This is a genomic window from Burkholderia sp. A2 (assembly GCF_001729305.1).
Taxonomy (GTDB): domain Bacteria; phylum Pseudomonadota; class Gammaproteobacteria; order Burkholderiales; family Burkholderiaceae; genus Burkholderia; species Burkholderia sola.
This window is the reverse complement of record NZ_LZXX01000105.1, coordinates 357,974-376,716: the sequence shown is the minus strand read 5'-3', so window position 1 is coordinate 376,716 and position 18,743 is coordinate 357,974. Positions and strand designations below refer to the sequence as shown.

The 18,743-nt window shown below is 67.1% G+C and carries 20 protein-coding genes; 6 read left to right on the top strand and 14 right to left on the bottom strand.

What is annotated here, in order from left to right; all coding sequences use genetic code 11:
* Positions 1-11: 11 nt before the first annotated feature.
* The 12 genes from A9Z05_RS22170 to A9Z05_RS22115 form a co-directional block, all read right to left on the bottom strand.
* Complete coding sequence (locus tag A9Z05_RS22170) at positions 12-1,220, bottom strand: AAA family ATPase (RefSeq protein WP_069619955.1); 1,209 nt, start codon at positions 1,218-1,220, stop codon at positions 12-14.
* 22 nt (positions 1,221-1,242) lie between these two features.
* Positions 1,243-1,686, bottom strand: a complete 444-nt coding sequence (locus tag A9Z05_RS22165) for a TadE/TadG family type IV pilus assembly protein (protein WP_069619954.1) — start codon at positions 1,684-1,686, stop codon at positions 1,243-1,245.
* Positions 1,683-2,216, bottom strand: coding sequence for a TadE/TadG family type IV pilus assembly protein (locus tag A9Z05_RS22160; protein ID WP_069619953.1), 534 nt, complete (start codon positions 2,214-2,216; stop codon positions 1,683-1,685). Before A9Z05_RS22160 ends, A9Z05_RS22165 begins: the two co-directional genes overlap by 4 nt.
* A gap of 13 nt (positions 2,217-2,229) precedes the next feature.
* Entirely contained in the window at positions 2,230-3,501 is a 1,272-nt protein-coding gene (locus tag A9Z05_RS22155; RefSeq protein ID WP_069619952.1) for a pilus assembly protein TadG-related protein, read from the bottom strand.
* A gap of 25 nt (positions 3,502-3,526) precedes the next feature.
* Positions 3,527-3,823: a hypothetical protein gene (locus A9Z05_RS22150; RefSeq protein ID WP_069619951.1), complete on the bottom strand. Its 297-nt coding sequence runs from the start codon at positions 3,821-3,823 to the stop codon at positions 3,527-3,529.
* Positions 3,824-3,843: 20 nt separating this feature from the next.
* A complete protein-coding gene (locus tag A9Z05_RS22145; protein WP_069619950.1) occupies positions 3,844-5,763 on the bottom strand; it encodes a type II and III secretion system protein family protein in 1,920 nt (639 codons plus the stop codon).
* Positions 5,764-5,867: 104 nt separating this feature from the next.
* Positions 5,868-6,707, bottom strand: a complete 840-nt coding sequence (cpaB, locus tag A9Z05_RS22140) for a Flp pilus assembly protein CpaB (protein WP_069619949.1) — start codon at positions 6,705-6,707, stop codon at positions 5,868-5,870.
* Between the two features lie 35 nt (positions 6,708-6,742).
* Positions 6,743-8,143: an ATP-binding protein gene (locus A9Z05_RS22135; protein WP_069619948.1), complete on the bottom strand. Its 1,401-nt coding sequence runs from the start codon at positions 8,141-8,143 to the stop codon at positions 6,743-6,745.
* A 43-nt stretch (positions 8,144-8,186) separates the two neighbouring features.
* On the bottom strand, positions 8,187-8,726 hold the full coding sequence (locus tag A9Z05_RS22130; RefSeq protein ID WP_069619947.1) for a prepilin peptidase: 540 nt from the start codon (positions 8,724-8,726) through the stop codon (positions 8,187-8,189).
* A 28-nt stretch (positions 8,727-8,754) separates the two neighbouring features.
* Positions 8,755-8,973: a Flp family type IVb pilin gene (locus A9Z05_RS22125; RefSeq protein WP_069619946.1), complete on the bottom strand. Its 219-nt coding sequence runs from the start codon at positions 8,971-8,973 to the stop codon at positions 8,755-8,757.
* 82 nt (positions 8,974-9,055) lie between these two features.
* Positions 9,056-9,247: a Flp family type IVb pilin gene (locus A9Z05_RS22120; protein WP_050015343.1), complete on the bottom strand. Its 192-nt coding sequence runs from the start codon at positions 9,245-9,247 to the stop codon at positions 9,056-9,058.
* Between the two features lie 148 nt (positions 9,248-9,395).
* Positions 9,396-9,587 carry a Flp family type IVb pilin gene (locus tag A9Z05_RS22115; protein ID WP_069619945.1) on the bottom strand — a complete coding sequence of 64 codons (192 nt, stop codon included), beginning with the start codon at positions 9,585-9,587 and terminating at the stop codon, positions 9,396-9,398.
* Positions 9,588-10,637: 1,050 nt separating this feature from the next.
* Here A9Z05_RS22115 and A9Z05_RS22110 point away from each other — a divergent pair.
* The 6 genes from A9Z05_RS22110 to A9Z05_RS22085 all read left to right on the top strand — a co-directional run bounded on the left by A9Z05_RS22110 (position 10,638) and on the right by A9Z05_RS22085 (position 16,114).
* A complete protein-coding gene (locus tag A9Z05_RS22110; RefSeq protein WP_069619944.1) occupies positions 10,638-11,876 on the top strand; it encodes a glycosyltransferase family 87 protein in 1,239 nt (412 codons plus the stop codon).
* Positions 11,873-13,252, top strand: a complete 1,380-nt coding sequence (locus A9Z05_RS22105; protein WP_069619943.1) for a glycosyltransferase family 87 protein — start codon at positions 11,873-11,875, stop codon at positions 13,250-13,252. Before A9Z05_RS22110 ends, A9Z05_RS22105 begins: the two co-directional genes overlap by 4 nt.
* A 24-nt stretch (positions 13,253-13,276) precedes the next feature.
* Positions 13,277-14,320 carry a glycosyltransferase family 2 protein gene (locus tag A9Z05_RS22100; protein WP_069619942.1) on the top strand — a complete coding sequence of 348 codons (1,044 nt, stop codon included), beginning with the start codon at positions 13,277-13,279 and terminating at the stop codon, positions 14,318-14,320.
* Positions 14,321-14,332: 12 nt separating this feature from the next.
* A complete protein-coding gene (locus A9Z05_RS22095) occupies positions 14,333-14,716 on the top strand; it encodes a GtrA family protein (protein WP_069619941.1) in 384 nt (127 codons plus the stop codon).
* A 294-nt stretch (positions 14,717-15,010) separates the two neighbouring features.
* Positions 15,011-15,514 carry an inclusion body family protein gene (locus A9Z05_RS22090; protein WP_069619940.1) on the top strand — a complete coding sequence of 168 codons (504 nt, stop codon included), beginning with the start codon at positions 15,011-15,013 and terminating at the stop codon, positions 15,512-15,514.
* Positions 15,515-15,574: 60 nt separating this feature from the next.
* A complete protein-coding gene (locus A9Z05_RS22085; RefSeq protein ID WP_069619939.1) occupies positions 15,575-16,114 on the top strand; it encodes an AidA/PixA family protein in 540 nt (179 codons plus the stop codon).
* Positions 16,115-16,219: 105 nt separating this feature from the next.
* Here A9Z05_RS22085 and A9Z05_RS22080 read toward each other — a convergent pair whose 3' ends face one another.
* Entirely contained in the window at positions 16,220-17,170 is a 951-nt protein-coding gene (locus A9Z05_RS22080) for an ABC transporter substrate-binding protein (RefSeq protein ID WP_069619938.1), read from the bottom strand.
* Between the two features lie 96 nt (positions 17,171-17,266).
* The gene (locus A9Z05_RS22075; protein WP_069619937.1) at positions 17,267-18,388 is read right to left on the bottom strand and encodes a TauD/TfdA family dioxygenase; all 1,122 of its coding nucleotides are present in this window, start codon (positions 18,386-18,388) and stop codon (positions 17,267-17,269) included.
* Between the last annotated feature and the right edge of the window lie 355 nt (positions 18,389-18,743).

Genomic DNA, 18,743 nt, shown 5'->3' with positions numbered 1-18,743 from the left:
CCCCGTGAGAATTACATCGACTTGAGCTTCGGCGTGGCCTTGCGGCCGAACAGCCGGGACATCAACGGCTCGCTGTGCGTCGCGCTGCGTCCCGCGCGCACCTCGCCGTCGACGAGTTGTTTCGCATAGCCCTGCAACGCCCGTGCGACCGCCGAGCCGCGTGCGAGCCGCGACACCGGGTGGCCCTGGTTGATCGCTTCGAGCACCGTGTCGGCGTCGTCGGGAATCGTGCAGGCCGCCTGCAGCCCGAGCACTTCCTCGAGCGCGGTGCGGGTCCGCTCGCTCGCGCGCGTCGCGCGGTTCACGATCAGCCGCAACTGGTCGGTCGAATAGCCGAGCGACACGAGGATCTCCAGCAGCCGGCGGCCGGCGCGCACGTGCGGCATCGCGGGCTGCAGCACGAGCTGGATCTGGTCGCTGCGATCGAGCGCGACCATCGACAGCGGGTTGATGCCGACGCCGACGTCGAAGATCACGAAGTCGTAGCGCGGCGCGGCCACGCCGAGAATCCATTCGAGCGCGTCCTCGCGCATCTCGGCGGCCTTGACCGGGTCGCCGGCGCCGGCCAGCACGTGGAAGTTTTCCGTCACGTGCGCGACGCTCGCATCGAGAAACGCGCTGTCGAGCCGCTCGATCTGCGCGCACAGCTGCGGCAGCGTCGACGGCGGGGTTTCGTCGCTGACGAGGAACGCCGCGTCGGCGAACTGCTGGTTCACGTCGATCAGCAGCACGCGGCGTTTGAAGCCCTCGGCGATCTCGAACGCGACGTTGCTGGCCGCGAAGCTCGTGCCGGCGCCGCCCTTGCACGACATGAACGACACGATGCGCGTGTCGTCGGTATCGCGCCGCGTGCTCTGCGCGGCGGCCCGGCCGAGCGCGTGGCCGAGCGCCTGCGGATCGAGCGGCCATTGCAGCACATCGCGCGCGCCCGCACGCATCGCATCGAGCAGCACGTGCGGCGATGCGTCGGACGTCACGAGGATGCAGGTCAGGCCCGCATGCGCGCGGCAGATGCGCTCGATCGCCGACAGCTCGAACGGCTCGAGCGACGTGCCGTCGACCAGCAGGATGTCGAACGCGTCGAGCCCGTCGGTGCGATGTTCGATCTGCGACGGGCGGCCGGTGGCGCGCGTCGTGCGATAGCGTCCGCAGTCGGCCACGAGACGCGCGATCTGCGAAAGCCGCGCGGTATCGTCGGAAGCTACGAGGATATTGATCATGTCGTGTGCCTCGTCTTGTCGATTAGTTGCAGGCGGAGCCGCCCGTCGCGGAATTCAGGCTTTCGCGCGGCAGCGTCGTCGTGAACGGCGGCATTTTCAGCGTGACGTTCATGAACGGGATCATGGTCTTGACGGTGACGTTCGTGACGCTCACCGTCACGAACGAACACGTGTTGATGTCGCAACTCGACGGCGTGTAGTTGACCGACACGTTCGCGTTCGACAGCAGCGGCAGCAGCGATCGCACGCGCTTCACGACGCCCGCGGCGTTCACGTCGCAGACCACCGCCGTGCGTGCGCCGAGGCGCACGGCTTCGCTCGCGGTGTTCCAGTAGAACAGCACGCGGCCGAACTCGAAGATGCCGATCAGCAGCATGATCAGCACCATCGCGACGAGGGCGAATTCGACGATCGCCGCGCCGCGCTGGGCGCGCCGGCGGGACAGCGGAACATGGCGCGCGTTCATGATACTTGCCTCATCACGGTGACGATGTTGCCGAAGGTGATCGACGGCAGCCCCGGGTACGCGGGGATCGGCTGGTACTTGTAGCCGCTGATCTTCACTTCGACGACGTTGATCGCGCCCGTGGCCGTGCCGCTTGCCGCGTTGTTGTTCGAATCGTAGGTCGGCAGGTTCGCGAACTGCGCCGGATCGGACGCATCGCTGCAGCCGGTCGTGTGCTGCGCGTCGCAGATCGTGACCATCGACGTCGTGAGCCCGGGCACCAGCTCGGTGCCCGACGTGCCGCACGTCGTGCTGCCGTAGACGACCAGGCACTGCGCCTGCGCCACCGGATACGCACTGTCGGTCGGCAACCAGACCGACAGGTAGCGCGCCGCGTCGCGGGTTGCCTTGGTCAGCGTCTCGTACTGGTAGATCGCCCGGCCGAATTCGGCCACGCCGGTCGCCAGCATGATCATCGGCATCAGCACGAGCGCGAACTCGACGGCGACGGCGCCGCGGGTGCGCGAACGACGAATCGACGGCTTCTTCATGATCGTCTCTCCGCTATTGAACGAGCATCGGAACCTGGGTTCCGGACGCGCTGCCGCTGCCGGGCAGGCCGTGCGTCGCGCACGGGTTGTTGCCGGACACCGACGAGCCGAGGTATTCCAGGTGCGCGACGATGGCGCCGCTGCCGGCGCTGAACGGGAGCGGATCGAGCATCAGCACGCAATCCCATTGCGTGACGTGCACCTTGCCGCTGCTCCCGGACAGCGTCGAGCAGTCGCCCTCCGGCGCGAGCGCGAGGCGCCGGTCGCTGCCGTAGGTCGCGTAGTTGCTCGCCGTCGCCGCGCCGTTGGTCGAGATGCCGCTGCCCGACGGCGGTGCGCCGTCGCCCTGGTAAGGCTTGAAGCTCGCGCGGTCGGCCACGAACTGCGTGTACGCGTCGCCCTTGATGCCCGGCGTTCCGGGCGGCCCGTAGTTCGGGCCGACATACGCGTAGCCGGTGAAGTCGGGCTGGCCGCTCGACCCGTTCGCGCCGTTCGTATAGATGCCGAAGCGCGTGTTCCAGGCCCGCAGCGCCGCCGACTTCAGGCCCGTGGTGGCCAGGTCCGGCGGGCTCGTGATGTTGCAGGTATTGCCCGACAGCTCGCTCGCGAGCGTCGTCTCGTTCGTCGAGCCGTCGAGCGCCGCCCAGCCGAAGTTGCCGGGCCCGTAGGTCGACGACGACCCGGACGGCGACGAAATCCAGTCGCCGACCTTGTAGGGCGGATCGGACGGGCCGCGGCACACGAACACGGGAATCGCGCAGGTCGTCTGCCCGCCGCCGACGGTCGCGATCGCGCTCGCCGACACTTCCGCCGCATTCGCGAGCTTCGTGCCCGGCAGCACGTTCAGCACCTCGATGAACCAGTGCGCGATGTTGCTCAGCGTCGCGGTGCACTGCACGTACTTGATGCTCGCCGGCTTCGTGACCGCGTCCTTGGTCAGGAACGGATTGGTCAGCGAATCGCTGAACGTGACGTTCGCGTTCGTCGACATCTGCACCGACGTCTTCTGGAAAAACACGAAATTCAGGTGGCCGGCGGCGATGCCGTCGGCCTCGGCCACCGACAGGCTGATGGCCGAGGTCAGGTCGCGCGCGGCCGACAGCGCGCAGGCATCGGCGCTGTTCTGTAGTTCGCTGCGCGTGACGTACAGCTTGCCAAGATCCAGCGCGAGCCCGACGAACCCGATCATCACCGCCAGCGAGAGGCCGACGATGATCGCGACGGCACCGCGCTGGCGATGCAGGCTGCGACGCGTGAGTTTCGGATAGCGGGCTGCGCGGTTCATGGCGTTCTCCCTGAGCATGCCGTCGTTATTGGGTGGCCTTGCCGATGCCGATCACGAACGCGTTGGCGGGCGGCACGGTCTGCTTGAACGACTTGTCGTAGTTGTCGAGCGCGGCCGCGGCGGCGGCGCCGTCGACCCCGGCCGCCGAGGCCGGATGTTCGCCGGCATGCGGATCGATGATCTGGGCGTGCATCACGGTGCGGACCGAGTCGCCGAAGCGGCTGTCCCACACCGGAGTCGACGACATGCAGCCGGCAAGCGCGAACGCGAGCGGGACGGCGAGCGCCGCGCGGCGCACGAATACGAGGTAGGCGGATTTCATGAGCTTCCCCTTGGATGGCTTCAACGATCGGTGGACTGGGGTTCCGCGCCCGTACGCGCGATCTGCGCGTTGGGCGCCGCCGCGATCCGGTGCTTGGTGCGCGTCGACGGCTGGGCCGACGGTTCGGCGCCGGCGGCCGCAAGACGCGCGGCCGCGGCTTCGATGCGTGCGACGCGCGCCGCGGTGGCCGCATCGGGCTGCGGAGCGGCGGCCGCGACCGGCGCCGGCGCCTTCGGCGGCTCGGCCGGCATCGACGGCTGCACGTCGGCTTGCGGCGCGCGCGGCGCGGGCAGCGCGGCCGGCACGACCGGTGCTTCCGATTTCGGCGTCGGAGCGGGCGCCGGCGCCTGGGCCGGCGTCTGCGGCGCCGCGGCTGCACCGTTCGCGGGTTGCATCGGCTGGGCGCCTGCCTTGCGTACGCCGCGGCGGCCTTCCATGTTGCCGGTCGCATACACGTCGATTTCGTTCGGCTTCGAGAAGCTGTCGGTCGGCAGCGCGACGTCCGCCGTCTGCAGCGGCTTCACCAGGTGCGGCGTGATCAGGAAGATCAGCTCGGTGCGGTCCTGCTGGAACGACGTGCTGCGAAACAGCGCGCCGAGCACCGGCACTTCGCCGACACCGGGGATCGCCTTCAGCGCGCCGGTCGCGTTGTCCTTGATCAGCCCGCCGATCGCGAACGATTCGCCGTCGCTCATCTGCACCGTCGTCGATGCGCGCCGCGTCGTGATCAGCGGCAGGATCGACGTGCCGCCGATGTTGGTCGCGCTCAGCGTGACGCCCGTCTGCGACAGCTCCGACACTTCCGGCGCGACCCTCAGGCTGATCCGGCCGTTGGCCAGCACCGTCGGCGTGAACTTCAGCGCGACGCCGAATTCCTCTTCCTGCAGCGTGATCGACGACGTGCCGTTGCCGCTGCTCTGCGGGATCGGGATGAAGATCTTGCCGCCCGCGAGGAATGTCGCTTCCTGGCCGCTGATCGTCACGAGGTTCGGCTCGGCGAGGATCTTCACGAGGTTGTCGGTGTTCTGCGCGTCGGCCGCGATGCTGAACGGCTTGTTGTTCGCCTTGTTGAACACCGCGCCGCTCGCGACGCCGGCAAGCAGGTTGCTGACCAGCGCGCCGCTCCACGAACCGAACCCGCCCTGGATGTTGAACGCGCTGCCCATCTGGTTGATCAGCGTCTTCGACACCTCGGCCACCTTCACCTCGAGCATCACCTGCTGCGGCGACGTGACGTTCAGCATGTTGAGCACGCCGCCGCCCTGCTTGCCGTCACCCGCGCTGTCGCCGTACGCATGGGCGATCTGCACGGCCTGCTGCGCGGCCTGCGAGCTCGACACGGTGCCGGCCAGCACGATCGTGCCGGCCGCGGTCGACACGTGGATGTCGCGCTCGTTCGGCATCAGTTGCAGCAGCGACGCCTGCAGCCCGCCGGCGTCCGCGCCGACCGCGACGTCGATCACCCGGCATGCGCCGCTCCTGCCTTGCACGATCATGTTGGTCGTGCCGACCGCGAGCCCGAGAATGTACAGCGTCTGCGGCGACACCATCGTCGCCTGCGCGACGGCCGGATTGCCGATCGTCCGGTTGCGTACCGGCTCCGGCATCGGCACCAGCAGCGACTTGCCGAGCGGCACCGCGACGCTGGTCGATTCGCGCACGGCGCCGACGCAGTTCGGCCCGCGCAGCGGCCCCGCCGACGCGGCGGGCGCGGCGGCCGGCGCCGGCGTCATGCTGATCGTCATCTGCATCGGCCCCTTGCCGACCGCGGCCGGTGCGCTGGCGCCGCCCTTGGTCAGCACCGCCGATTCGATGCCTTCCTGCGCGAGTGCGCCATATACGGTCAGCCATCCCGAACAGAGGATCGCGGCCATCATCGTGCCCCGTGCGACGCGTGTGCGCAGTGGGCCGGTACCTGTGCGTTGCGGTTTGATCTTCATTTCGTCTGATCCCCCGAGAGACCGGCGCCGTGCCGGTTATCGACTTCCAAGGCCGCCGCGCGTTGCCGGCGGCCGGTTTGTTTGTATGGCTGGTTGGTTTGGCTTCAGAAACACTCGACGCTGCCCTTCACGCCCGTCAGCACGCCGACGCAGTCGCGCCGGACTTCCGGCGCCGCGTGCGACGCGACGTGCACACGGACCGGCCGCACCTGGACGGGCGCCGGCGGCGCGGCCGGTGCGGGCTCCTTGCCTAGCAGCGTCATCTTGGTCGCGCCGCCGGTGGTCAGCGTCTTCTGGTCGACCTGGTTGCGCAGCACGAGCGACAGCGTGCCGACGCTGCGCGCGAGGTCGAGCCGTTCGGCCTGGTCGGGCGTGACTTCCAGCGTCACCGCGTTGACCACCTTCGGCGCCGTGTCGTCGCGGCTGACCTGCTGCGCGACGGCGAGCACGAGGATGTGCTCGAGCACGATCTTCGAGATGCTCTGCCCGTCGGTCTTGCCCTGTTGTTCCTGCGTGTTGACGATCACATCGACGTAGTTGCCCGGCAGCGCGAAACCCGCGACGCCGACCACATCGTTCACGCGCACCGTGATCGCGCGGCTGCCGTCGGCGATCACCGCGGACAACCCGCCCTTCGTGCCGACCGGCGCGAGCTTCGACTCGATCACCGGCTCGCCGCGCGCGAGGCTGGTGCGCACGACGCGCCCTTCGAGCGCTTTCGTGTCGGTGAACGCGCCCGTCGGCACGCTGCCCGACGGCCAGCTCACCATGTGGATCTGGTTCGGCCCGAGCGGCTCGCCCAGGTTCAGGTCGGTGGTGGCCACCGCGACGGACGTGACCGAGCTCGTGGATGTCTGCATCAGCCAGCGGGACGCGAACACGACCGCGGCGAGACCCGCGATCATCGCGACGACCAGCATCATGACTGCTCGACTGTTTTTCATGGCAATGCTCCTCGACGAATCGTGAAAGAAACCGCTCAACCGGTGATGAACGTACGGCCCCCGCGCTCGACGGGCGGCGGGTGGCTGCCGTCCCGTTCAGGCGCCGCGCCGAAGTAACTCGCCCACGCGTCGTACAGCGCGTCGTGCGTCACCTCGGGCGGATCGCCGCGGTAACGCGCGCCGGCGGCCACGAGGCGCAGCAGGTCCGCCGGAAAGCACGCGAGAAACGCCTTGCCGGTCGGCAGATGCAGCCGATGCAGCAGGAAGTCGAACGCATCGCTCGCCGATACGAGCCCGAGCGACGTGCAAGCCGCGTCGTACACCGAGCGGTAGTCGTCGATCGACATCGCGCCGACGTGCAGCTTCGAACCGAGACGGCGCAGGAAAGCGTCGTCGCAGAACTGCTCCGGCGCCAGGTTGCTCGAGAACACCGGCCATACGTCGAACGGCAGCACGAAGCGATTGCCGGATTCGAGCGTCATGAAATCGACGCCGCGATCGAGCGGACGCAGCCAGCGATTGAGCAGGTCGCGCGGCTCGACACGCTGGCGGCCGAGATCGTCGATCACGTACATGCCCATGTTCGCCTTCATGTGCGGCGGCGCCTGGTAGAAGCCGGCCGCTTCGTCGCGACGCAGGTCGAGTTCGTCGAGCGTCAGCTCGCCGCCCGACATCACGACCGGCCGGCGGCACAGGCGCCAGCGGCGATCGACCGACTGGCCGCCGCCCGGCGCCTCCGCGTCGACGTGCACGAGCGGGTCGTAGACCTGGATCACTTCGCCGGCCGCGCAGATCGCGTGCGGCACCGGCACGCGGCCGTGCATCAGCGCGCCGAGCCGCTCGGCGAGAAAGGTCTTGCCGCTGCCGGCCGGGCCGTAGATCAGCAGCGGCCGGCCCGCGTTCAGCGCGGCGGCCGCCGCATCGAGCACCGCCGTGTCGATCACGATGCCTTCGAATGCCGCCCACACGTCGCTCTGGCCGATGTGCAGCTTGCGCACCGAATGCGCGGCCACACTCGCCAGATACGTGTCGAGTGTCACCGGCGCGGGCCCGCTGTAGCCGCTGCGTTCCCGCTCCTCGAGCGCGAGCACGCGGCCCGCATCGGTCAGTCGGAACGTCACGTCGAGATCGGTCGCGCCGCGATGGGTCAGCTCGACGAGATGCTCGCGCACCAGGAACGCAAAGACGTCGTCGAGCACCGCGAGCGGCAGGCAATGCCGCTCGATCAGGTCGCCGTACGACGGGCGGCCGAGCACCAGCGTCGACTTCAGCACGAGCCCGGCGACGAACGCCATGCTCAGCCCGGTGTCGGCGAGCGAGCGCGGCGCCGGCGGCAGCTGCGCGCCCAGCTTCGTATGGATCTCCCGCGACGGCGGCGGATCGGGCAGGCGTGCCACCTGCGCGTCGCGTCCCCGTTCGGTGTGGTTCGTGTTCATGATCGTTGCGTCCTCGTTGCGTCCTCGTTGCGGATCCGTCGCGCTATGCGCACGACGCGAACAGCATGCCCAGCGTGCCGACCGCGATCGCCACGCCGTACGGCAGCGTGCCGACCGACGCGATCTCGGCGGGGCCGTCGTCGGCCTCGGCGCGCGCCGCTTGCGAGCGCCGCACGATCAGCGTGCGCACGTTCGCCCACATCTGGCGCACCCGCCCGCGCAGCAGCGCGTAGGCGATGGCGCCGATCCCGCCGGCCAGGAACGTGGCCAGCACGATGTAAAACGTCATTTCCGCGCCGACCCATGCGCCGATCGCCAGCATCAGCTTCACGTCGCCCGCCGCCATCCCGCGCAACAGGTAGAACGGCAGCAGCAGGCCGAAACCGGTCGCGGCCCCGGCGAGCCATCCGAGCACGCCTGCCAGTACGCCGTGCAACAGGCACTGCGCAACCAGTGCGCCGGCCAGGCCGAGCAACACGAGGCGATTCGGAATGCGACGGCTCGCGATGTCCGTGCTGGCCGCGGCGACCGCGAGCAGCGTCACGCACAACGGAACCGGATAAGGCGGCGCAACGGGAAGCATGGCGAACCTCGCGTATCGAATCGGTGGATCAGGAAACCATGGACAACGCGGTGGTCACGGCGGTGGCCACGGCGGCCGTCACGGCCGCGGCGATCATCTCGTAGGCATCGGCGAGCGAGCCCTTCAGCGTGACGACGGTGCCCAGCACCGCGATGGCGAACATCGACGCGAGCAATGCATACTCGATCGACGTCACACCCCGTTCGTCGGCGATCCAGCGACGGGCGACACGCGTGATGGCTTGCATGATGGTCTCCGGTTTCCGGGTGACGGAATCGCCGGGGACGGCTCGAACACTGCACCAGCCGAGCCGCCCGCGGCGCGGTGCATCAGATGCCTGCAACCGCCGAATCGAGGTCGGCCGCGATCGTGCTGAACACGGTCTTGAGGTCCTTCCCGATGGTCGACAGCGCGGCGATGATGCCGATGGCGATCAGCGCGGCGATCAGGCCGTATTCGATGGCGGTCACGCCGTCTTCGTCGCGAATGAAACGGCCGGCTTGTTGAATGAACTTGGACATGATGTTCTCCTTGCGTGGTGACTTTCAAAACCCTCGCGCACCGGCTGGTCGGATGACCGTGCATCGATACGTCGAGGAATATCGTTGATGCCGTGTGGCGCCGACGAACGATTCGAACGATCGGACAAACCGTTCGTCGTACCATCCATCAGAGGCCTGCTACCGCCGAGTCCAGATCCGCGGCGATCGTGCTGAACACGGTCTTCAGATCCGTACCGACCGTCGCCAGCGCGGCGACGATGCCGATCGCGATCAGCGCGGCGATGAGGCCGTATTCAATGGCCGTCACGCCGTCCTGATCCTGGACGAACCACGCGACCTTTTCGATGATTCTTGACATGAGCATTCTCCTTTCGGACTGCTATGAAATACCCTTCGTCGATCAAGACGTCGGGGGTGGGCACCACCGGCACTACGCTAGAAATCGGAAGCCGACGATCAGTCGCGGAAACGGGGCGGACTACCGCGGTCCGTGCGAACGGGTATCGGCGAGACGGAACATGAGAAACGCGTGTACGGTGCGACCGGCCGGACGAATCGGGCGGCTCGAGCGACCGGAACGGCACGGCGGCCATTCGACGCATGGAATCCGGTTGAACGGGAGAGGAACTCCCGGCAAAGCTGCAATGTGTCTTTAACGCGGCTTGCGATCCGCGATGTGCTGTGGTCATTCATTTTTATTCCCCATGTACTGCCATGCCGATTTCTTATTGCCCGGAAGCTGCCAGGTCTGGTGGGTCGTTCGACGACGGTTCCCGCGGTTGATCGGACGGGAGCGGCGTGTTCCCCGACGCGCTCCGGACCATCGTTTCCGCAGGCGATTCGCGAGCCGGTTCCACTGCCTGTTGCCTGAACCGCCCGGTCGCCCCGTCGTCGACTGCCGTGCCAACGCTTACGCAAAGAGCGGACCATCCCGGGCGGAATCGAGGCGTACCAAGGGTTCCGGCGATTCGCACGCGTGCCCGTCAAACGCCCGGCTACCGAAATGTTTCAACTTTGATATATGCGGTCCGGGCGAGCGCCGCCCGCCCGGACGTTCGTCGCCGCGCTGCACAAAGGGCCAAAAAAATTTTCTCGGGATTTTCCCGAACGCGGCGAGGCGTTCGCGCGAGACGGGTTCGGCGGCATGCACAGCCGGCAAGAATCGCGGAATGTTTCAGGTCAGAAACACGAATCCGGGCGGCGGCGTTTTTTCATACCAGAAATGGCGGTTTTCGCCCGAATCGCTGAACACATTCAATGCCGTCCGGCCGTGCCTGGTTTGCATCACGCGTTTTTTTCTTCAACAATGAATTCACCGGACAACGCCATTTCAGAGCGATCGATCCGCAGGCACGACAACATCAAACGGCTGCGACAGACCACGCGGCCACACCACAGACGGGGCATCATGTACACAGCCAATCGTGAAACGCGCGATCGCGCAATACGCTGTGCTCAATGGCTGACGGCCGACCGGATCATTCCGTACAGCTGCATCATGCTGATGCTCTTCGTTGCGCTGCTGATCGTGTGGGGTGTCGTGACCGACGGCTTCACGTCGAACGCCACCGCCCGACCCGGTACCGACTTCTCGGTCTTCTGGACCGCATCGCATCTCGTGTTGCAAGGCCATGCCGCGGCGGCCTACGACACGTCGTCATTCCTGCAGGCCGAGTTCGCGCACTTCGGTGCGTATCTGCAAAACCGGCCGCTTCCCTGGCTCTATCCGCCGACGATGCTGCTGTTCATCGCCCCGGTTGCCCTCGTGCCTTTCCTGCCCGCTTACTTCCTCTTTTTCGCGGGCAGTCTTTTATGCTACGCGTTCGCCGTCTCGCGGTTGTCGGGGCTGCGCGCGCATCTTCCCGTGCCGCGCGCCGCGGCGCTCGTCATCGTCGCGTATTCGGCGGTGTGCATGTCCGCGCTGTTCGGCCAGAACAGCATCCTGACCGCCGGCCTCGCCGCGCTCGCACTGCATCTGCTCGGCAAGCGCCCGGTCGTGGCGGGCGTACTGATCGGGCTGCTCGCGATCAAGCCGCAACTCGCGATCGTGTTCCCGTTCGTGCTGATTGCGACGCGCGCTTGGCGCACCTTCGCGGCGGCCGCGCTCAGCGCGACGCTGTTCGCGGCCGCCGGCGTCGCACTGGCCGGCCCCGCCGCGCTGCACGGGTTGAGTCATGCGATGTCGACGGTACGCGAGCAGCACTTCATGCTCGCGTCGTACTGGCTCGCGTCGCCGACGCCGTTCGCCGCGCTGCGGCTCGCGGGCGCGCCGGTGGCAGCCGCGCTGGCCGCCCAGGCGGCGGTCGCGCTCGTCGCACTCGCCGCGGCCGTCGACGTATGGCGCCGCACGCGTGACATGCGGCTGCGCGGCGCGGTGCTGGCGGTTGCCACGCTGCTGACGACGCCGTACCTGTGGAACTACGAACTGACGTGGCTCGGCATCGCGGTGTTCTGCCTGATCGCGCACGGTCTCGACGAAGGCTGGCTGCCCGGCGACCAGGGCATCCTCGTGCTCGCGTGGCTGCTGCCGATTTTCGAAATGCTGAACCGGCTGATGAAGCTGCCGCAAATCGGGCCGCTCGTGCTGCTTGCGATGCTGTTCGTCGTGGTGCGCCGCACGGCGCTCGCCTCCCGGAGCGCACGATGAAAACGCCGTCGTTCGCCCGCCACGCGCACCCTGCCGCCCGCGTGCATCCGGAACTCCCGATCGCCGGCCCGCGCCGCCATCCGCACTGGCTCAACCGCGATCGCGTGCGGCTCTATGCCGCCGGCGTGCTGTTGACGGAGCTGCTGTTCATCGTCATTTACCTGATCCGCGTGCACCTGTCGCACGACGGCGCGCTGGACCCGCTGTCGCAGGATTTCTCGCCGGTCTGGAGCGCCGCATGGCTTGCCGCGCACGGGCACGGTGGCGACGCGTGGCATTACTCCACGCTATTCGCGGTCCAGCGGCTCGCCATCCCGACGATGACCCTCGCGGACGGCACACTGCCGTGGCTCTATCCGCCGACGATGCTGCTGCTCGTGCTGCCGCTCGGCTGGCTGCCGTACACGCTGGCGCTCGTGCTGTGGCTCGCGATCACGTACGCGCTGTTCGCCGCGGCGATGCGCGCGACCGTGCAGCGCGACGCCGCGTGGCTGTGCGCGCTTGCGTTCCCCGGTGCGTTCCTCACGGTGATCGTCGGGCAGACGAGTCTCTTCACCGCGACGCTCGCCGCCTTCGGCCTGCTCGCGCTGAACCGCCGCCCCGTCACCGCCGGCATCTGTTTCGGGTTACTGACGATGAAGCCGCAGCTCGCGGTGCTGTTCCCGCTCGCGCTGCTGTGTGCCGGGCAATGGCGCGCACTGGGCGCATGGGCCGCGACGATCGCTGTCAGCGCCCTGCTCGCGACGCTCGCGTTCGGCGTCGGCCCGTGGATCGCGTTCATGCACTTGATCGCCCACGTCTATACGATCGTCGGCACCGGCCACGCCAAGCTCGCGCGCATGCCCACCCTGTTCGCGCTCGCGACGATGGCCGGCTGGCCCGCGCTCGTCGCGCGCGGCCTTCAACTGCTGTCGGCGGCGGCCGCGGCGATTGCCGTCGTCTACGCGTGGCGCGGCGCGTGTTCGTACGCGCTGCGCGCCGCGACCCTCGCATGCGCATGCCTGCTCGTCAGCCCCTATCTGTACGACTACGACCTGACGTGGTACGGCATCGTGATCGCGTGGTACGCACGTTATGCGTGGACGCACGGCTGGCGGCGCTTCGATCGCGAATGGCTGATGCTGCTGTGGCCGATGCCGCTCGCGAGCCTCGCGATCGTGCCGCATCTGTCGTTCCAGTTCATGCCGCTCGTGACGCTCGCGTCGCTCGCGCTGCTCGTCAGCCGGATCGCCCAGGAAAGACGCGACGTGCCGTCGATGCCGGACGCGCGCGACATCTCGACCGAGACCGAATTCGCACACCCGGTCCGACCGCACCACCGCCCGGCGCACGGCATGCGCCGCACCGGCCGCCTGACGCTCGGCGCCCACGGGTAAAACGACATCACAAGGGGAATCATCATGCGGGAGTCCATCTACACGCCGCTCGTTTCGCTGGTCGTGCCGTTCTACAACGAAGGCGAAGCCGTCGAGCGCTTCTTCGACGTCGTGATTCCGCTGATGAGCGCGATCGATGCGATCCGCTTCGAGATCGTCTGCGTGAACGACGGCAGCCGCGACGACACGCTGGAACGCCTGGTCCGGATCGGCGCCGCCGAGCGGCGCGTGCGCGTCATCGATCTCACCCGCAATTTCGGCAAGGAAGCCGCGCTGACGGCCGGCCTCGACGAAGCCGCCGGCGATGCGGTGATCCCGCTCGACGCCGACCTGCAGGATCCGCCGAGCCTGATTCCGGTGCTGATCGAGCACTGGCGCGACGGCGCGGAGGTCGTCGCGGCCAAGCGCAGCAATCGCGCCTGCGATTCGTTCGCAAAGCGCACCGCCGCCGCGATCTACTATCGCGTGCACAACCTGCTGTCGGACGTGAAGCTGCCGGAAAACGTCGGCGATTTCCGGTTGATGGATCGCAAGGTCGTGAACGCGCTGCGCAACCTGCCCGAGCGGCACCGCTTCATGAAGGGCCTGTTCGCGTGGGTCGGCTACAAGACCGTGATCGTCGAGTACCAGCGCGACCCGCGCAGCGCCGGACACTCGAAATTCTCCGGCTGGAAGCTGTGGAATTTCGCGCTGGAGGGCATCACCAGCTTCAGCACCGTGCCGCTGCGCAGCTGGACCTACATCGGCATCGGCATCGCGGCGCTCGCGTTCGTGTACGGCGCGTTCATCATCCTGCGCACGCTGCTGTTCGGCAATCCGGTGCTCGGCTACGCGTCGCTGATCTCGGTCACGCTGTTCATCGGCGGGATCGAGCTGATCGGGATCGGCGTCGTCGGCGAATACGTCGGGCGGATCTACGACGAATCGAAGCAACGGCCCGTGTACCTGATCCGCCGCCGCTACCAGACGCACGGCAAGGTGATCGAACTGCCGGTCGCGCGCGACGCACGCCGCCAGCCCGCACGCCGGCGCGCGCAGCCGGTCCGGGCGCGCATCGGCGCGCGCTGACGTGCAGGCGCCATGATCGCGCTGCTCCAGGCCGAGCGCACGCGGCTCGTGCGCTTCGGCGTGTCCGGGCTCTGCTCGACCGCGATCCACTCGCTGGTCGCGGCGGCCCTGTTCACGCTGCTCGATGCGACGCCGGTGACCGCGAATGCGGTCGCGTTCCTCTGCGCGACCGCGTTCTCGTATCTGGCGAATACGCTATGGAGCTTCTCGTCGACGGTGCGCACCCGCAACGCGACGCGCTTTCTCGCGGTCACGCTTGCCGGGTTCGTCGAAACGATGCTGCTTGCGCGCGCCGCCGAGGCGCTGGATGCGTCACGCGCGACGAGCGTCGTCGCGATCGCGCTGCTGATCCCGCCGACGACGTTCGTGCTGCACCGGCTCTGGACGTACCGGTAAGCGGCCCGCTTCCCAGTTCTGCCAATAATCGGTCAATCAATTAACAGATTCAATGTCGTGATATTTATGTAACGCATCGATTCGATTGATTCCGATTTCAAAATTAACCCGACAAATCATTTGCAAACCTGTTTACTTTTACAGCTTCCACGATTAACCAAACGGGATAATCTGCATTCGCCGTCGCTTCTGCATGCGTCGAACCCGGCGAAAACCCTTGCAGCACAACGCGATGGCGGCCGCACGAAGCAATTCGCGCAACGATAAGTTCCATTACTTGAAACGGGAGCTTCTATGTCACGCGTTACCGATGTGCTCGTCTCGTTCGATACCGAAACCATTCTCAAGAAATATCCGAATCCCAGCAAGAATCCGGCCGCGCCGACGCTGATCGACTGGCATTACGTCTATATGGTGACGAACCAGGACAACGTCATCTCCGGGCAGGCGGGCGGCGAGCTCGACCTGAAGGCGCAGGTCGGCGACCTGATCCGTTGGCGCGAAACGAGCCTGTCGCTGGGCTTCGAAAACCAGGTGGTGTTCTACAAGTTCGTCGCCAACGCCGGCAACGACCTGATCTCGACGCCGACGCCGCGCGTCGCGGAAGCATCGATCCCGGTGCCGAACACGAGCAAACCGGAAGTGCCGACGTGCCAGAAGGTCGCGAACTACTACTGGTCGTCCGAATGCCTGAAGGTCGGCCGTGTGACCTACCACTTCCAGTTCCAGATCATCGATCGCAATTGCCAGAGCCAGGGCTGCTTCTCGTGGGATCCGTTCATCTCGATCCATAACTGATCGCGGCACACGGGCGGCCGCAGGCCGTCCGGCCGCTCCCTTGTTGCGGAGGGCGTGCTCATGTCTGGTGTTCGTTACGATGTCCTGGCGATCGTCGACGCCGTCACGCTGCTGTCGGCCTACCCCGATGCGAGCCGGGACGCCGACGCGCCGACCGTGATCGATGGCCGGCACATCTACGTGTTGAGCCCCGGCGACGCCGGGCAGGCCGGCCACAACGACAACCGGCTCTTCGCCGGCCTGTCGCCGGGCGACCAGCTTCATCTGCGCGAAACCGCGCTCGCGCTGCGTGCGGAGGTGACCGTGCTGTTCGTCCGGTTCGCGTTGAAGGACGCGGGCATCGTCGCGCCGATCGAAGCGGAAATCCGCGACGCCGCCATGCCGGTGCCGGACGGCGACGATCTGCTGCATCCGTCGTGCCAGCCGATGAAAGACCATTTCTGGCGCAGCGAGGTGCTGGCGGCGGGCGCCACCTCGTGCACGGCCGATTTCGCGGTGCTCGATCGCGACGGCGCCGTGTCGGGCTATTTCCGTTGGGAAACGACGATCGAGATCGCCGACCGCCGGCCGGACACGAAACCGCCCGGCGCCAAGCCGTAGCCGGATCGCGACGACTATTTCAAGCAGCCGACGGCGGCAGCTTCAACGCGACCGGGCGGAGGACGACTACGACGATGCGCACTCGAGCCCCGCCGCGCGCCGTACTCAGGTGCGCGGCAGCCCCGGCGGATTGGTCTGCGACCGGTCGATCGCTTCGGCGTCCAGCCGCCAGTGATCGAGCGCCTTCCGATAGCTGCCGTTCGCGATCAGCGCATTGATCGCGAGCGTCAGCGGATCGGCGAGGCCGCTGCCCTTGCGGGTCGTGATCGCGATATCGGCGGTGCGCGGCCAGCCGCCGCTGACGGTGCCGATCAGCTTCGCATCGCCGCGCAGCGATGCCTGGTACGCGAGCATCGAATTCACGCTGAAGATCGTGTCGACGCGGCCCGACTGCAGCGCGACCCAGCGCTCGGCCGCATCCGCGTAGTACTGGATCTCGACCGGCGCGAGGCCGCGCGCGACGTTCTGCCGGTTCCATTCGAGCAGGATCTTTTCCTGGTTCGTGCCCGAATCGGTCACGACCCGCAGCCCGGCGACATCCTTTGGTTCGCGGATCGCGGCAAGCTTGCTGTTGGTTTTCACGTAGAAACCGAGCTGGTCCTTCCGGTAGGTCGAGAAGTCGAACTTCTCCTTGCGCTGCTCGGTCACCGTCACGTTCGAGATCACCGCGTCGACCTTGCCGGACTGCAGCGCGAGCGGCCAGTCGGCCCATGCGAGCGGCACGATCTTCAGCTTGCGGCCGATGCTGTCCGCGATCAGCTGCGCGAGATCGGGATCGAACCCGACCACCGTGCGCGCGTCGGTCGCATAGGTGCTGAGCGGCGGCAGGTTCGGCGCGATGCCGATCGTCAGCGTATTCGCTTCGGCAAACCGGAAACCGGCCGGCAGCGCCTGCTCGACCGCCGGGTTCAGCGTGCCGCGCTGTCGGGCCGGCTGCTCGGGGCTCAGGTCGAACGATGCAGCGTGCGCGGTGACGGCGCTTCCGGCACTCGCCGCGATCAGCGCGACGGCCAGCACGCGGGCGATGCGCCCAACGGGAAAGGCGGTTCTTCTCATGTCTTGTGGATTCCTGTTTTTATTCGCGGATGCTCGGAGCGAGCTCGGGCAGCAGGCTGGCAACGTTCGGCGCCAGTCGCTGCCCTATCGAGTCGATCACGCAGGCGTCGCTTCGAGTTCGACCGCGGCCGCACGCTGCGTCGCCGGTTGCACGACGGGCGACGGACGCCTCGTGTGCGCCGACTCGCCCGCATACACCGCCTTCGGGTCGAACACGCGCGCCTGCAGCGGCGTGAACGCACGGAAGTTCCACAGGCTGCGCGCGACGAACACGCGCTGCACCCAGCGGAACGCGCGGTCGTTCTCGTCGTACTGCGGATCGAAGCGGTCGCGCGAGTGCAGCGTGAAGTGGTTGTTGATCAGCACCAGCTTGCCCGGCGATACCTGCACGCCGAACGACACCTCGCGCACCGCGCGATACAGGTTGGCCAGCGCTTCCTGCGCACGCGTGTTGACCGCCAGCACCATGTCCGGATAGAACGCGACCGTCACGCGCGGCGCATCGAGCGGCCCCGACAGCACGGCGCTCAGGTCGGTGTTGTCGCGCGGCGTGGGCGCGGCGCCGCGCCACCGGTACGGCACGCGAATGATGTAGTGCTCGCCGTAGAGTTGCGCGATATCGTCCGCCGACAGCAGTTGCAGTGCGCGGCGCGCATCGGCGACGCGCGTGTACGGGCCGCCGCCGGCCTCGCTGCGCACGCCGAGCAGCAGCAGCGCGAACGGCGACGTGTCGCCTTCCGGCATGTGCGCCTGCGCGGCGTTCTCGATATGGAAGTCGAGCTCGACCTCGGAGCCGAGGCCCGTGTAGTCGCGCGCGGTCGCCTTGTGCGGCGTCAGGTTGTTCACCAGCTCGCGGCCTTCGTGCGCGATCGAGTACGGTTCGCCGGCCAGCGTGCTCAACGCGACCAGCACGTTCTCGCTCAGCACGCCGGCCTTGAACGAGCGGCCGGTTTCCTCGAACCGCGGGCTGCCCGTCACGCCGTCGTCGATCGGCAGGTTGTCGAGTTCGATCGAGCCGTGCGCGTCCGCGGTCGGGGCCTTCGCCCGATCGAATGCGTCGACGATCCGGTCGGGAAACGCGTTGTAGGCCAGCTTGCGGACTGCGCTGATGTAGCCTGCGCCGCCGGCCGGGTCGTAATCCAGCGTGCCGAGCGTCTTGCGGATGTGAGCGGATTCCGCTGCCGTCAAGGCAATACGTGCATCTGCGAGATAGGTCATAGGTCTCTCGAATAAAGATCTGGTTCGAAGAGCGGCGTGGCATCGCCGCCGCGCTCCGCCGTCCTCGGTGCGCAGCGCTCGACAAGACTAGGAGACCGTCATTGCATTTCGAAATGATATTAATTCGATTGCAAACAAAAATTATCGATATAAGTTCAGCAATGCGGACGGAACCGGTTCACCGTGTGTGCGCCGCTCCTTAACACGAATACTTGTTAAAAAATCGTTGCTTATTATTTGTATTCGCCAACGGGTCGATGCTAGTTTTCTGTCGGATTCGACGATGCGGCCGGCTCACGACGAGAAGCCGGCTCCGTTCATCTCCACACGGGAACCCGCCAGATGACTCGATACC